Source organism: Corynebacterium sp. S7, assembly GCF_054401105.1.
This window is the reverse complement of sequence record NZ_CM136760.1, coordinates 1,735,319-1,750,187: the sequence shown is the minus strand read 5'-3', so window position 1 is coordinate 1,750,187 and position 14,869 is coordinate 1,735,319. Positions and strand designations below refer to the sequence as shown.

The window sequence follows — 14,869 nt, the reverse complement described above, 5'->3', positions numbered from 1 at the left end:
AAGGGTGGCGCAATGTGATGTGGCCTATATTAGCGCGCCGGGAAAGGACCGACTTAGACCTGTTTCATCTCCAAGTGGCTCAAGCGCACCTCGCCGGCCTCATCCGAGGCATTCAAATCCACGACGCCATGAAGCTGGAATGCGTTATCGCCTTCAGGGTCCTGGATGATCTGGCGGAACTGCCACGAGCGCGTCTCCTCACCGGAAATGGTGAAGAAGGCTGTTCCTCGGGCTTCCTGGCCGGTGCCGATGTCTGAATATTCGTCGAAGTAGGCATCGAGGGCCTCTCCCCAATCGGGCTTATCTTCTGTATCCAGGTAATCCAGCATGGCGCCGAGTTGATCTTCCTTTTCGAAGGCGAAGAGCTCGACCAACCGGAAGAAGTAGTTGCGCACCATGATCTTGAATGCACGGCGGTTCGCCGTCAAAGCGGAAGGATCCTCAACACCAAAGGCCAGCTCGCGATCGAGGGCTTCCTGGCTGATTGGAGTGTCCTCGTCGGCCATATGGGCCCATTCGTCGATAAGCGAAGAATCGACCTGGCGGATCAGCTCTCCGAGCCATTCGACGACATCGTCTAACTGCTCCGTCATGTATTGCGCCGGAATCGACTTCGACAGCGTGCGCCAGGCATCGGTGAGATAGCGCAACACCACACCTTCAGAACGCGCCAACCCATAGGTCGCGATGAGATCGGAGAATGTCATCGCATGCTCGATCATGTCGCGCACCACAGACTTCGGGGAAAGCTCAAATTCCTTAGCCCAGGGGTTGCCCTCGCGGAAGGTCTCGAAGGCCTCCTCGAGCTCGTCTTTCAGCGGCATGGGGTAGGTGACATCCTCGATCAACGCCATACGTTCGGTGTAATCGACACCATCGGCCTTCAGCGCCGCAATTTCTTCGCCCCGCTCAGCGGATTGCTGTGCTTGGAGCAATTGGCGAGGATCGTCCAAGATCGCCTCAAAGGTAGAAATGACATCCAAGGTGTAGGAATCAGATTCCGGATCCAACAAAGACAAAAACGCCAGTGCGAAAGGGGACAGGGGTTGATTCAGCGCGAAATCACGATCAAGTTCCTCGGTGAGGGTATACGGCCGTGACGCAGGGGAATCGGGTGTGCGCTCCACAATGCCGGCATTGATCAGACCACGGAAGAGCTCCACCGAGGTCAGGATGTCCCGGTTTTGCTTCGCGCGAGTGTCATGGTTTGTGCGCAGCAGGTGCTTCATGTGCTCGTAGCCATCGCCAGGGCGGGCGACCACGTTGAGCAGCATCGAGTTGGACACTTTGAACTGGCTGGTCAGTTCCTCCGGCTCAGCAGTAGTGAGCCTTTCGAAGGTATTCTCCGACCACGAAATCTGCCCATCGCGGGGTGCCTTCTTGCGGATCTTCTTCAGTTTCGCAGGGTCGTCGCCAGCTTTTCGGCGCAGCTTCACATTCTCAATCTCGTGCTCTGGGGCCTCGACCACGACGGTACCTTCGGTGTCGTACCCGGCACGGCCCGCACGTCCTGCGATCTGGTGGAATTCGCGGGACTTCACAATGCGCTGCTTGGTGCCGTCATACTTGGCTAACCCAGTCATGAGCACCGTGCGAATCGGCACGTTAATGCCCACGCCCAGTGTATCGGTGCCACAGATCACCTTCAGCAGACCCGTTTGGGAGAGCTTTTCCACTAGACGACGATACTTCGGCAACATGCCCGCATGATGGATCCCGATGCCGCGCCGAACCAGCTTGGACAAGGTTTTTCCGAACGTAGTGGTGAAACGGAAATCACCAATCTCCTCGGCGATGAGCTTCTTTTCTTCATCATTCACGATGGTCATACTGGTCAGCGCCTGTGCCCGCTCAGTGGCTTCGCGTTGAGAGAAATGCACCACATAAATTGGCGCTTTCCCTGTGTTTAAAAGCTCCTCGATTGTTTCGTGGATCGGAGTAAACACGTAGTGGAAATCCAAGGGGACTGGCCGCTCGGTACCTGAGACGAGCGTGGTGGTTCGCCCCGTGCGCTCGGTCAGGTCGTCCTGGAGCCACTGCGTATCGCCGAGCGTGGCCGACATAAGCAGGAACTGCGCCTTAGGCAATTCCAACAGAGGTACCTGCCAGGCCCAACCGCGCTCGGGATCCGAGTAGTAATGAAACTCATCCATCACAACTTGATCAATATTGGCGTGTCTGCCATCACGCAGTGCAATGTTGGCAACGATTTCTGCCGTTGCTGCGATGATCGGGGCATTGCCGTTGACTGTGGCATCACCAGTCATCATGCCCACGTTTTCCGCACCGAAAATTTCACACAGCGCAAAGAACTTCTCGCTGACCAAAGCCTTAATCGGGGCGGTATAAAAAGTGCGTTGGCCGCGCGCCATGGCAATGAAGTGCGCAGCATTGGCCACCATCGACTTTCCCGACCCCGTAGGCGTTGCCAGAATGACGTTATCTCCCGTCAGGACTGCAAGGGACGCCTCTTCCTGCGCAGGATAAAGGGAAATTCCGCGTTCCTTCGTCCAGGCAGTGAAGGAATCCCAGATGGCCTCGTCGTAAAGCGCGTCTGGGACCTCGGATAGGTCAGGGAGCATGTCGGCAAGATTCACGGTTTCTACCGTAGCCGAGATGCTCCCTGAATATTTTCAATAGGCGTTTAGCGCGGTTGCCTACTCGTCGTCGTCGGTCAGATCGTCCGAGTGCTTGTCGTTCTTGCCTTCTGGGGCTTGTGGTTCCCCGGCCTCTTCGGCCCCTTCATTCTGGGAAGCATCGCTCGGGGTGAAATTGCCCAAATCGAAGAGCTGGTCAGACTGCGGTAGCTCAGGCCGTGCCGCATCACGGTCATCGAGGGCGGCAAGGTAGTTCTCAAATGCCTCCCCGATTTCATCGCCAGATGGCATGTGGGACTCACCCGGCATCATCGCATTGGGGTGTGCCTGACGGTACTTGCCCAACTCGGCGTCATAGTATTCTTCGAGCTGAGTGACTACGTGCGTAATCTCCTCAGAGCCCATGGTCTGCTCCGCAAGCTGCTGGTTCACCCGCTGGATGTCGTGCTCAATGGACTTGAGTGGGAACTCCAGCTGCACCACATCAGAGATAGATTGCAGCAGCTGATAGGTTGCTGGTGGGTATGGAGACTGAGCAAGGTAATGAGGAACATGCGCAGTCAGCCCCGCAACCTTGCGGCCGCGCTTGTGCAGTTCACGCTCGATCATCATCTGGGCAGAGCCAGGGACTGTCCACTTCGTGTCAATGGTAAACAGCTTGCCCAACAGCTCGCGATCATTGGAGTGACCAGACACGACTACCGGGCGGGTGTGTGGCACAGCCATCGGTGCCCCATAGAGGCAAATGGTCTCGCTGACGTTGTACTTATCGGCCAGATCGGCAACAGCTCGGCTAAATGCTTCCCAGCGTAGGTCAGGTTCTGGACCAGAAAGCAGCAGGAAAGACTTACCCGCGCTGTCACGAACGACGCGCATGTCCAGCTCGAGTTTTTCTAAATTGGTAATCTCGCCACCAGACATCTGGACCGAAGGACGACGCGACCTGTAATCGATCAATTCGTCGGTGTTAAACGTGGCAACCTGCTTGTTGTCCAGCGCTGCCTTCAAATGATTGGCAACTCCTTCGACGGCATGGCCGGCATCAGCATAGCCCTGCATCGAAATAACTAGGGTTGGCCCCGAAGACTCACTAGTTTCTACTGCTGGAGCCGGGTACTCCATTTCATACATCTGACGATTGTCCTCGCCCATGGAATCCTCCCTAAACTAAAAATTCATTCTAACTACATTTGTTTGTTAATAGTTACAACGGTGTAGCGCTCGAAATGATTCCCGTGGGTTTCCTGTGGATAACTCTTCGCCCACGAGGAAGTTTTTCGTTTCCGAAACCCTAATTGGACCACGAAAATGTTGTTTTCCACAGAATACAGAAAGCTTAGCGACGAGCACCGCGTTTTCGTGTCTTCTCCCACACCATAGGTGCATGGACAATAGCACTCACAAATACACCGATAACACGCTCTCTGGCCCGGGAGAACTGATCGCTTCGCTGCCCGGAATTCTTGGTTTCTTCCCTCAAGAATCCGTCATCGTCATTGGATTTCATGTGGACGACGATGAGCCTTGCACACTCGACCACAACACGCAAGACCGAAATCTTGCGCATTCACACAAGTTCGCAATCGGACCGGTGATGCGAGCAGACCTGTCACATATTGCCAAACTCGCACAGGGCCTAAAGTCACCGTTTCTGCAGGATCGAGAGTTCTATGTAGCAGTCATTGTGTCTCGCGCGCTGCAGTCTAGCCTCGCCAGGGAAGCCGTTGATGTCCTCTATGACCTCAACGACGACCGTGACAGCTCACTGATCAACATGTGTTGGTCTGTCTCAGAAATAGCCACGGGCAGTCCTTATCGCATGGAGTTTGGTGCAGATTCCGCACAGTGGCGCAGTGCAGGATTCGCGGCCCCAGCCGGGTGGGAAGCCGGCGTGATTTCCAACGTCGCACTCTCACCGTCGATGCGTCCGCTGCTTGATAACGGCGGGCTTCCCGCACTAACACGGGAAGAGGCATTGGGGTATTTTGCCAGTTCACAGCACCAGCAGTGCAAGTTTGGAAGCATCGATGCCGTAGCGAAAAGAGCATATTCGCGTGCCGACGAGCTTCTGCGCTCCCTGGGAGCTGATACACGTAGAGCCGCCAATGAGATCACCGCTGCATGTGCAGTGATCACTTCGGCGCCAGTCAAAGCCTTGATCTCTTTAGACGATCCACCCCTGCTCGAAGAGACAATCAAAAATCTCGATCAATTGGTGTTGGTGGCAACCGTGCTGGCCCGTTCGAAACTGCGGGACTGTCTAGTTGTTCCAGCGCTTGAACACCCAGGGCACTTTGCCACTGTTTTTCTAGCGATCGCAGCTCGATTCTCTGGGGTGATTCGGGCCAATGCACTCAGCTTGTGGGCGATCATTGCCACCAAGCTGGGCGTAAGTTCGATGGCCACTGCCGCACTTCTTGTCGTGCAAGAGGAACTGGGTGGCCACTCACTTTCGGAAGTGCTGCTTCAAGGCCTGAGCATGGGTGACCATGAAGGTTTACTTCAGGCCGTGCGAGACGGCAGCCTCTTGCAGCGAGAATTAATGGAGGTCGAGCCACAAGCAAGCTAGTCCTGTTCCTAGGGCTAAGCGCGTCGCTTCGCTGAGTGTGCTTTGTCGCCGAGCTGAGACGTGAAGGCCCACGCATCGGTGACGATCTGCTTGAGATCAGTGCGGGTGGGATTCCATCCGAGTTCAGCACGAATCTTGTCGCTTGAGGCAATGAGCGTTGCAGGGTCTCCTGCTCGTCGGGGAGCGACCTCCGCTGGAATCTCATGGCCTGTGACTTCGCGGCACATTTCGATGACTTCTCGTACCGAGTACCCATCGCCACTACCCAAGTTGAAAATGCGGTGCTCGCCAGGACGGTTATTCTCCAATGCCAGTAAGTGGGCATCGGCTAAGTCTCGGATGTGAATGTAGTCGCGGACTGCGGTTCCGTCCTTGGTTGGCCAATCATCGCCGAACATGAAAATCTTGTCCCGGTGGCCGAGAGCTACCTGCAACACGAGCGGAATCAGGTGAGTTTCTACCTCGCGGTTTTCTCCAATATTGCCGTATGCGCCAGCAACGTTGAAGTAGCGCAAACTCGTTGCCGCGAGGCCATGTGCTTGGCAATAGGAAGTAATCGCATAATCAATGGAAAGTTTGGTTGCGCCGTAGGGGTTGGTCGGCTTGGTGGGCATGTCTTCGGTGATTGGAACCTGTTCGGGCTCACCATAGGTTGCCGCAGTGGAAGAAAAGACGAGTGAACCAACATTGTGAGTTCGCATTGCTTCAAGCAGTGCGAGAGAGGTAATGAGGTTGTCGTTCCAATACTCTTCCGGAACTTCCATGGATTCACCGACTAGGGAACGGGCCGCGAAGTGCAGGACACCATCGAACCCACCCTCGCTCAATACAGAATCAACAAGGTCGCGCACGTCGCCTTGGATAAAGCGAGCGCCAGCGGGCAACGCCTCGGCATTGCCCGTTGAAAGGTTGTCGATGATGGTGACGTCGTAGCCTGCTTCAATCAAGACTGCAGCGCACACGCTGCCTACGTAGCCAGCGCCACCAATTACTAGGAGTTTCGTCATGCCCCTACCTTAATCAATTGGGCGGACACGAAACGCGTGGGCGAGTGCGTCGTCGACCACAATCGTCCGGCCATTTGGACCAGTGACCTCTAGCCCCTCGTCGGAGTGTGTTAGTTCAACGATCGATCCAACCTTCGCGTCTGCTGCGACGAGCTCAGAGAACTCCACAGGATCAAGCTGGAGAATTTCATGAATTTGAACGATCTCGGCCTTAACTGGGGAGGACAGATCAAGATCGATCGCGCGCTGTCCAATTTCGAGGTCATTGGCGGACTCGGCGCCGAGTTCATCCAACGCAGGAATTGGGTTACCGAACGGCGAGCGCTTCGGATTATCCAACACACCGACTACATGTTGTTCCACGGCATCGCTCATCACATGCTCCCAGCGGCAAGCTTCGTCGTGTACTTGGCTGATATCCATGCCAAGGACATCAACAAGGAGACGCTCCGCTAGACGGTGCTTGCGCATTACCCGGGTAGCGTGCTCGCGGCCTTCCTGCGTCAGACTCAGACTGCGGTCCTTTTCCACGACAAGCAGCCCGTCACGTTCCATGCGAGCTACTGTTTGGGATACTGTTGGGCCGGACTGATCAAGGCGCTCGGCAATGCGAGCTCTGAGGGGAACAATTCCTTCTTCTTCAAGCTCGTACACAGTGCGCAAATACATCTCCGTGGTATCAACCAAATCACGCATGTACAGACCCCTTTTCACATTCATTCTCAGCTTCGGCGAAAGTTAGCCGAAACGAACATGACCACATGGTACCCCACCGGGGCACCATGTGGTCACTCAGGCAATAATTCAGACCCGAATTATAGGGTTTACCTTATTTGGCGTATTCCCTCAGTTTATCCGCGCGATCACCTACGCGCAGCTTTGCCATAACTTCCCGCTCAATCTGGCGCACACGTTCGCGTGACAACCCAAATTTACGGCCAATTTGGTCCAAAGTACGTGGAACTCCATCGTCGAGACCATAACGCAGGCGGATCACATCTTGCTCGCGCTGCTCCAGGGAGCCAATTACCTTCTGAATGTCATCGTGGCGCAGGGTAGCAACTACGGATGACTCTGCGTCGGTCGCTTCAGAGTCTTCGATGAAGTCACCTAAAGGAGCTTCCTCATCGGCGCCGACTGGCATATCCAAGCTGACTGGGTCGCGGGACTGTCGGAGCAACATTTCAATCTTTGACTCTTCAATCCCGGATTCGTCAGCGAGTTCCTCATTCGTAGGTTCACGACCGAGGGATTGGTACATTTCTCGCTTAATCCGAGAAAGCTTATTTACCTGCTCCACCAAGTGTACTGGGAGGCGAATTGTGCGAGATTGATCTGCCATGCCACGGGTAATTGCTTGGCGAATCCACCACGTTGCGTAGGTGGAGAATTTGAAGCCCTTGGAGTAGTCAAACTTTTCCATGGCGCGAATCAAGCCGAGATTGCCTTCTTGAATGAGATCAAGCAGTGGCATTCCGCGGCCGGTGTAGCGCTTAGCTAAGGAAACGACGAGACGAAGGTTTGCTTCCAGCAGGTGAGAGCGTGCCTTACGACCTTGCTTGGCGAGGATCTTGAGATCGCGCTTCATTGCGCGAGTAAGTTCTTTATCCGGATCATCAAGAAGATGTTGTGCGTATAGGCCAACTTCGATGTCTTGAGCTAATTCAACCTCTTCTTCTGCATTGAGAAGTGCAGTTCGGCCAATGCCGTTGAGGTATACACGAACGAGGTCTGCCGAGGGATTGTCATTGGTTTGATTCCGGCGGCTACCGCGGTCAACCTTTTCGTTGTTTTCCTCGTTGAGCGACGGTTGAGTCATTCAAAGCCTCCTTGAAGAATTTGCAGTCTAGTAACACAACGGTCAATGTCTGCAAATTGTTCCCGGAGCTAGAAAAGAGACTTTTTCATGGTCAGGACTCCACAAGAACAGTGAAGGGGCCATCGTTGACGCTATGTACTTTCATCATCGCTCCAAAGGATCCCTGCTCGACTGTGATCCCACGGTCGCGGAGATATGTGGCAATTTTCTCTATGACAGGTTCCGCGATTTCACCGGGGGCAGCGTCACTCCAGGACGGGCGGCGCCCCTTTTTCGTGCGCCCCATCAAGGTGAACTGGCTCACCAAAAGCACGGGAGCCCCGACCTCTATCACTGATTTTTCATCGGCAAGAATTCGAAGTTCGGCGATTTTCCGCGCGGTCGTTTCCCAGGCATCCTCTGCGTCTTCGCGACCCACGCCAACGAGGGCGAGGATTCCACCGGTGTCTGGGCAATCAATTGCACCGACGACTTCTCCCTCAACGGTGACACTTGCTTCGGTCACACGGGTCAAAACACTAATCAACAATTGCTCCTAAATACCGCTGATTTTAGCGATCTCGGCCGGCAAGACCAGGCCGTGCCGAACCAGATCTACCACTGCGCCGGCAGCAGAGCTTCGTAGTTCAGAATCATCCACGATACCCTGAGACGCAGCCCACAGCCCGACGGTTTCACCGAGACTCAATCCATTTGGGTGCAGCCCGGCAATGATGGAAGCCAGAGCGGAATCCACCTCGTGGGAAAAACGTGGTCCATCTGTACGAGTCAGACGAATGACCTTGGAATTAAAACCCATACCAACTTCAGAATCGGCGACTTGGACTTCTTCACGGGCAAGTCCCGGTCGTACGGTGTAACGCGATGCCAAAACATCGTCGCTGGTCTTGTCACGCAGCCACTCCATGCGTTGGAAGTACTCATCAACTTCTGGCCCAAGGGGATCGGTGAACGGTTGGAGAATCTCTTCGGCCGTTACCTCCGTCGGCTGATCTCCGATGGAACGCAGGAAAATCCAGCCGAAACCTATCCCGACCACGTCGTTGCGCTGGAAATGTTCGAGCCACTGCTCTGTACGAGCAATTCCGTTCCGAGAGCGCAGATCGACAGATTCATCCTGCAGCCACGTACTCACGTACTTGCCGGGATCGGCGAGATCGCGCTGGATAACCCACGCTGAAATGCCACGCTTTGGCAGCCACGAGGCAACTCGGCTTGCCCACGACTGATCGTGAGTGAGCACCCACGATCCGAGCATGTAGGCGGTACCGCTGTTTTGCAGGTGGTTGGGAGCTTGACTGACGACGAGTTCGGTGGCCCCATCGAGATCGAGGCCAGAATCGCGGTAGATATGGCCGATTTCTGGCGGCCCAACGACAAACGGGGGATTAGCTACGATGCGATCAAACCGCTCACCAGCGACGGGGGCAAACCAGGCACCGTGGCGCAGTTCCACATTGTGAATCTGGGCGCCGCTCAAAGTGGCTTGGGCCAGATCAAGGGCACGCTTGTGAACGTCGGTGGCCACGACGTGCATTGCTGATCCTGCCTGTGCAACTGCTTGCACGCCCGAGCCCGTGCCTAGGTCTAGGACGGATTCCACCGGGGTGAGTGGGGTAGCAGACAGCAGAGATACGCTGGCAGAACCAACGCCGAGGACATGGTCGCTGTCGGGGACGTGATCAGTCATCGAGGCGTCGTGGTCAGAGAAGATGATCTGGTTCTTGCCGGCGATCACATGGGGACGAACATCAAGAGCGACCTGTAATTCCCCTGCAGGCGTTCTGGAGACCACGCCTTCGTCGTAAAGCGATTCTGTTAAGCGTGCCCCTAAGACGTCCGCGAGCGCTTCGCCGCTACATGGTTCGCGCAGAAGAAAGAACCTGATCAATTGTGAGAGCGCGGAACCGTCGCGGGTGGCGAATGAGACTACCCCGGGCTCGCCGCGGTAGAGGGCCTCGGTGACTTGTGGGCCGAGGCGTGCGGCGATGCCGTCCGCGGTGTAACCGTGCTGATTGAGCGATTCCACTAATTCGCGGACGAGGTCGGGGTTGAGAGGCACTCGCGGGCTCCTTGCTAATTGGACTAACCGGTCTTAACTAATACTGAACCAATATTGATCACTTTTGGGGGTGCGGATCCTCGGGATCCTCGTGATCGATAGTAATGGGTTCTTCGTTGGGTGGGTCTGACGACGGATCGGCAGAGCCTGATTCCAATGCGGCGCGGCGCTGTGACTCCATTTCCGCATAGCGGGCAGCAGCTGGTTTATAGACGTTGCGGGTGCGTTTGTCGCGGACCTCGCCCTTGCCATTTGCGATGACCACTGAGATCCAGGGCAGGGGGATGGAAATCAGGAAAAATATTGCGGCAAGTCCCCAATTGCTGGTGAAGGCCAGCACCATTGCAATCAGAATGAACGGGATACGCGACAGTTGAAGAATGAGGTAGCGCACTTCGCGGGAATGCCGATTCTGCTCGGGTGTGCGGATCGCATCGGTAATAAGCTGTGCTGGGGAAGTTTTGAATCGGAAATATTTAGAGCGGGAGGAGGCGGGTTCTTCCGCGTCCACCCATTCGTGATCCATACCTTCGTGCATAAAGTCCAAGGGTAGCCTTCCGGCTTAATAAATAGCGATACTTGGGGCATGATGGGAGTTGTGGAAACAACGACGAAAACTATTCAGCGCCCTGAAATTCGAGAAGATACCTCGACTGGCAACGACACCCCGAAGTTCTTCCACTATGTGAAGAAGGACCAGATCATCAATTCGGCGATCGACGGGAAAATGGTTGTCGCACTATGTGGAGAGACCTTCCCTGTAACCAAGCAGGCCAAGCCGGGCTCACCGGTCTGCCCTGACTGTGAACGGATTTATAAGGGGCTTCGCAAGAAGTGACACAGGCTGCTCCAGGGCCTTCTCTGCGTATTTGGCAGAGAGAGGCTCTTGACCAATTTCTAAGAACGAAACCGAAGGACTATCTCGCGGTAGCTACGCCAGGTGCCGGTAAGACGACCTTCGCGTTGACTCTGGCTTCGACCTTGCTCGGGGACAAAACGGTCAATCGCGTCATTGTTGTTGTACCGACGGAGCACCTGAAGCACCAGTGGAGTGACGCCGCGAAGCGGTTCCGGATTTCGTTGGATCCGAATTTCACCAACTCGTCGGCGGTGAACCCAGCCTATGACGGCATCGTGGTCACCTACGCGCAAGTTGGCATGCACCCGTTCAAGCACCATGCCGTTGCGTCTGCGCGGCGCACTTTGGTGATTATGGACGAGATTCACCATGCCGGCGACGCGAAGAGCTGGGGCGATGGTGTGCGCGAAGCGTACAACGACGTTGAGCACCGGCTGGCGCTGACCGGTACGCCCTTTCGTTCCGACGATTCGATGATTCCCTTCGTCCGCTACGAAGAAGACGGCGAAGGCCACCAGATTTCGCGTGCCGATTACACCTATGGCTACGCAGAAGCTCTGCGCGACGGCGTCGTCCGCCCCGTGGTATTCCTTGCATATTCGGGCGAGGCCCAGTGGCGAGACTCGGCAGGCGAAGAATACTCCGCACGCCTCGGTGAGATCTTAAGCCCCGAACAAACTGCACGGGCATGGAAAACTGCACTGGACCCAAAGGGGGATTGGATCGCCTCAGTGCTCAAGGCTGCGCATACGCGCTTGTTGAAAATCCGGACAAACATGCCCGACGCCGGCGGCCTAGTCATCGCCACCGATACGACGACCGCACGCGCCTACGCAAAGATTCTGTCCGAACTTAGTTCCACACCGGTGTCAGTGATCCTGTCGGATGAGCCGGGCTCTTCGGAGCGTATCGACGAGTTCTCGGCCTCGCGTGATGAATGGATGGTAGCGGTTCGCATGGTGTCCGAAGGTGTGGACGTCCCTCGCCTTGCCGTGGGTGTGTATGCCACTTCGGCCTCAACGCCGCTGTTCTTTGCCCAGGCGATTGGTCGTTTCGTGCGTTCGCGCATGCCCGGCGAGTCCGCGTCTGTCTTTTTGCCTTCGGTACCGGTGCTGTTGAAACTTGCCGAGGAGATGGAAGTTTCCAGAGACCACATTTTAGGCAAGCCACACCGTGAAAAAGACGGCTGGGACGATGATCTCGTCGCGGAAGCGAATCGGACACAAGACGAACCCGATGAGCCTGGATCGTATGAGTCTATTGGTGCTTCGGCAGAGCTGGATTCTTTGATCTTCGATGGTTCGACGTACGGCACACCTACCGTGGCTGGTTCTGATGAAGAACGCGAGTACCTCGGGCTGCCTGGTTTGCTCGATGCTGAACAAGTCAAGACATTGCTGCGTAAGCGTCAAAGTGACCAACTGGATGCTCACGAAGCAGAAGAGAAGGCACGAAAAGCCGAAGAGCGCGCAAGGCGGGAAAAAGAGGAAATTCTCGGCGTCTCATCTGCGGAATCCACCAAGAAGGACACAGGTTCGGGTGTGGCATCCGACGAGATCCCCGCGTTGCGTAAAGAGCTGAACACGTTGGTGTCGATTCGAGCGGGCAAGACAGGCCGCCCGCATGGGTCGATTCACACTGAAGTGAGGAAGGCTTGTGGGGGACCGCCTACAGCATTGTGTACTGCGGAACAACTCCGAGACCGGATCGCTTACCTTCGTGATTGGTAGCCGGGATCGAGGGCGGGGCGCTCATTGAAGGGCGAGGACAGGCCGTGATAGGTACTCTGGAGAAGAGCAATTAATACAGCCTGAACCAAGTTAGGATTCGCGTACCATGACTGATAAGTCGAACCCGAACGACCCATACAGGGGCGATCACCCAGAGAACTTCCCCGATTCCGGAGATTCAGGGTCCTCCGCGCAGGGCTCCCAGGGTTCCCAGGGCTCCGAAGGTTATGGCTCCTCGCCGTACGGTTCCGGTGGCGCGCAGGGCTCGTCGAATAGCTACGGCGACAACACCTACGGTGCTGGCTACCCAGGGGGAAATCAGTCCGGATACCCCGGCGGCTACCCAGGTGGGTTCGAGGCCGGATACCAAGCCGGTGTTGCCGAGAAGAACAACATTGCATTATGGGCGATGATCCTCGGCATCATTTCGCTACTACTGGTTGTCACCATCGCGCTATTCCCATTGGGCGCTATTTTGGGAATCGTTGCCATTGTTCTCGGTATCCTGGGCATTCGTAAGGCCAACTCCATTATTGGCCCGGAGAAACGCAGGGGAATGGCAATCACCGGTTTGGTCACTGGCATTTTGGCCGTCCTCGCATCAATTGCGATTGTGCTGATGGCTGTGGCCGGATTTTCTATGCTCGAGGGCTCCGGAGCACTTGATTGCGTCGTGCATTTGGAGGGCGATAACCCCGATGAGGTTGCATACGAACAGTGCATCAGGGACTCCATGACAAATCCGAACAATTAGACTCAATTCGTCGAGGAGCCGGAATTGTCTTCCACTGTAAGTACTGTAAATCCAGTCAGAAGGGGGACCACGTCGCCCCGGATTCTGGCACCAGATGTTGCCCGTGGCTTGGCGCTACTCGGCATCGCCGCCGCAAATATTACTACGGCCTGGGCTAGTTATGACAACGCCACCGGTGACCTTTCGCTCGGTGGCTTTCGGCCAGCAGCAACTGAAGTTCAACACTTCCTCGATCAGGTGGCTATGGTGTTCTCCGCAATGTTTGTGCACGTGCGTGGACTACCGATGTTCTCAACATTGCTGGGCTTTGGTATCGGCTTAATTTCCATGAGTTTGCAACGGAGGAATTTTCCGCGTCGAGAGGCTAGGAAAATCTTGCTCCGCCGTTATGGAATACTGGCGCTATTTGGCCTCGTCCACTGTGTATTCATCTTCTACGGTGACATCTTGCTGCTCTATGGGCTACTTGCGATGATCATCATCGCCATGATGGGACTGTCCAACCGAACACTGAAGTGGATCACAGCGGTTTTGTTTGTCATCGGCGTCATCATCGGATTAATGACATCCGTTTACACTGTGTATTTTCCTGAAGATACCGTGTCATCACAGGTGATCGTCAACCCCGATACGTACGTGGATTACATGGGTATGGGCGCACTATATGCCGCCGGTTATGTTGTCTCGGTGCTCTACGCCTCATTTAACCTGTTGCCCGTGATGCTGGTTGGATTCATCTTCGCTCGCTCACGCGTATTGCACGAACCGAAGAAACACCTGAGAACCCTGAGTATCTGGATTGCGGTTGGGGCTGTCATTATCTTGTTTGTCGGATTGCCCTGGGGTCTTTCATCCGCAGGCGTGATCAACCCCGAGTGGTCACCAATTTTCAATAGCTTAAACAGTTTTCTCGGATACTTTACGGGCCCGGCAATCCTAGCCTTGGCCTCGGTGCTATTAATTCCGGCACAGGAAAAGTTTGAACTGACACAAAAGGTGCCTTGGTGGTTGGTCGCTCCCGTGGCGCTCGGAAGGCGCTCGATGTCTGGCTACTTGATGCAGTCAGTCATCTTCTTCACCCTTATGCTCCCGTTTACGTTGGATCTCTTCGTCGATGCCGGAGCATTCGTCCTACAAATAGTGGCTCTTGTGGTCTGGATCGTGCTGCTCACACTCGCGTACGCCCTCGAAAAACTAGACAAACCTGGCCCCTTTGAATGGGTACACCGCCGACTCTCATACGGCAAAGACGGACTGCCGGCATATTATGTGGCACCGGAGCACCGTAGTTCTCTCGAGCGAGCTGAGTAATTCCGAGTAGTTGGGCCTTTCACGAGCGCTTACGAAATCGAAGACTAGGAAAAATCCGCCTAAAAAGGCCCATTTAAGCATGAAATATCAGACATAATTTCTAGTGTTCGATATTGGCTTGACGGCTAATGCATTGAGCAAAATAACAAAACACCCGCTAG

The 14,869-nt window shown here is 55.1% G+C and carries 13 protein-coding genes; 5 read left to right on the top strand and 8 right to left on the bottom strand.

All coding sequences use genetic code 11. The features are described 5' to 3' along the window. Positions 1 to 53: 53 nt before the first annotated feature. A complete protein-coding gene (locus ACXZ66_RS08410; protein WP_458751337.1) occupies positions 54 to 2,582 on the bottom strand; it encodes a DEAD/DEAH box helicase in 2,529 nt (842 codons plus the stop codon). Between the two features lie 75 nt (positions 2,583 to 2,657). Continuing rightward, positions 2,658 to 3,749 (bottom strand): PAC2 family protein, encoded by a 1,092-nt coding sequence (locus ACXZ66_RS08405; RefSeq protein WP_458748058.1) that lies wholly within the window; start codon positions 3,747 to 3,749, stop codon positions 2,658 to 2,660. Positions 3,750 to 3,981: 232 nt separating this feature from the next. Between ACXZ66_RS08405 and ACXZ66_RS08400 the strand changes: the two genes are divergently transcribed. Then, a complete protein-coding gene (locus tag ACXZ66_RS08400; protein WP_458748056.1) occupies positions 3,982 to 5,166 on the top strand; it encodes a DUF4192 domain-containing protein in 1,185 nt (394 codons plus the stop codon). Positions 5,167 to 5,180: 14 nt separating this feature from the next. On the opposite strand, the gene galE is transcribed toward ACXZ66_RS08400, so the two are convergent. From galE to ACXZ66_RS08370, 6 genes are all read right to left on the bottom strand, one after another. Beyond that, the gene (gene galE, locus ACXZ66_RS08395; RefSeq protein WP_458748054.1) at positions 5,181 to 6,173 is read right to left on the bottom strand and encodes a UDP-glucose 4-epimerase GalE; all 993 of its coding nucleotides are present in this window, start codon (positions 6,171 to 6,173) and stop codon (positions 5,181 to 5,183) included. 9 nt (positions 6,174 to 6,182) lie between these two features. After that, positions 6,183 to 6,869, bottom strand: coding sequence for a metal-dependent transcriptional regulator (locus tag ACXZ66_RS08390; RefSeq protein WP_458748053.1), 687 nt, complete (start codon positions 6,867 to 6,869; stop codon positions 6,183 to 6,185). Positions 6,870 to 7,002: 133 nt separating this feature from the next. Next, positions 7,003 to 7,992, bottom strand: a complete 990-nt coding sequence (locus ACXZ66_RS08385) for a sigma-70 family RNA polymerase sigma factor (RefSeq protein WP_458748051.1) — start codon at positions 7,990 to 7,992, stop codon at positions 7,003 to 7,005. 91 nt (positions 7,993 to 8,083) lie between these two features. Next, positions 8,084 to 8,518: a D-aminoacyl-tRNA deacylase gene (dtd, locus tag ACXZ66_RS08380; RefSeq protein ID WP_458748049.1), complete on the bottom strand. Its 435-nt coding sequence runs from the start codon at positions 8,516 to 8,518 to the stop codon at positions 8,084 to 8,086. 9 nt (positions 8,519 to 8,527) lie between these two features. After that, positions 8,528 to 10,054, bottom strand: a complete 1,527-nt coding sequence (locus tag ACXZ66_RS08375) for a DUF7782 domain-containing protein (RefSeq protein ID WP_458748048.1) — start codon at positions 10,052 to 10,054, stop codon at positions 8,528 to 8,530. A gap of 58 nt (positions 10,055 to 10,112) precedes the next feature. Next, entirely contained in the window at positions 10,113 to 10,592 is a 480-nt protein-coding gene (locus ACXZ66_RS08370) for a DUF3099 domain-containing protein (protein WP_458748046.1), read from the bottom strand. Positions 10,593 to 10,640: 48 nt separating this feature from the next. Here ACXZ66_RS08370 and ACXZ66_RS08365 point away from each other — a divergent pair, with 48 nt between their 5' ends. The 4 genes from ACXZ66_RS08365 (at position 10,641) to ACXZ66_RS08350 (ending at position 14,708) form a co-directional block, all read left to right on the top strand. Beyond that, positions 10,641 to 10,892 (top strand): DUF3039 domain-containing protein, encoded by a 252-nt coding sequence (locus ACXZ66_RS08365; protein ID WP_458748045.1) that lies wholly within the window; start codon positions 10,641 to 10,643, stop codon positions 10,890 to 10,892. Beyond that, positions 10,889 to 12,643 carry a DEAD/DEAH box helicase gene (locus ACXZ66_RS08360; protein WP_458748043.1) on the top strand — a complete coding sequence of 585 codons (1,755 nt, stop codon included), beginning with the start codon at positions 10,889 to 10,891 and terminating at the stop codon, positions 12,641 to 12,643. Before ACXZ66_RS08365 ends, ACXZ66_RS08360 begins: the two co-directional genes overlap by 4 nt. Positions 12,644 to 12,749: 106 nt before the next feature. Beyond that, complete coding sequence (locus ACXZ66_RS08355; RefSeq protein ID WP_458748042.1) at positions 12,750 to 13,397, top strand: DUF4190 domain-containing protein; 648 nt, start codon at positions 12,750 to 12,752, stop codon at positions 13,395 to 13,397. Positions 13,398 to 13,421: 24 nt separating this feature from the next. Beyond that, positions 13,422 to 14,708, top strand: coding sequence for a DUF418 domain-containing protein (locus tag ACXZ66_RS08350; protein WP_458748040.1), 1,287 nt, complete (start codon positions 13,422 to 13,424; stop codon positions 14,706 to 14,708). Positions 14,709 to 14,869: the final 161 nt, after the last annotated feature.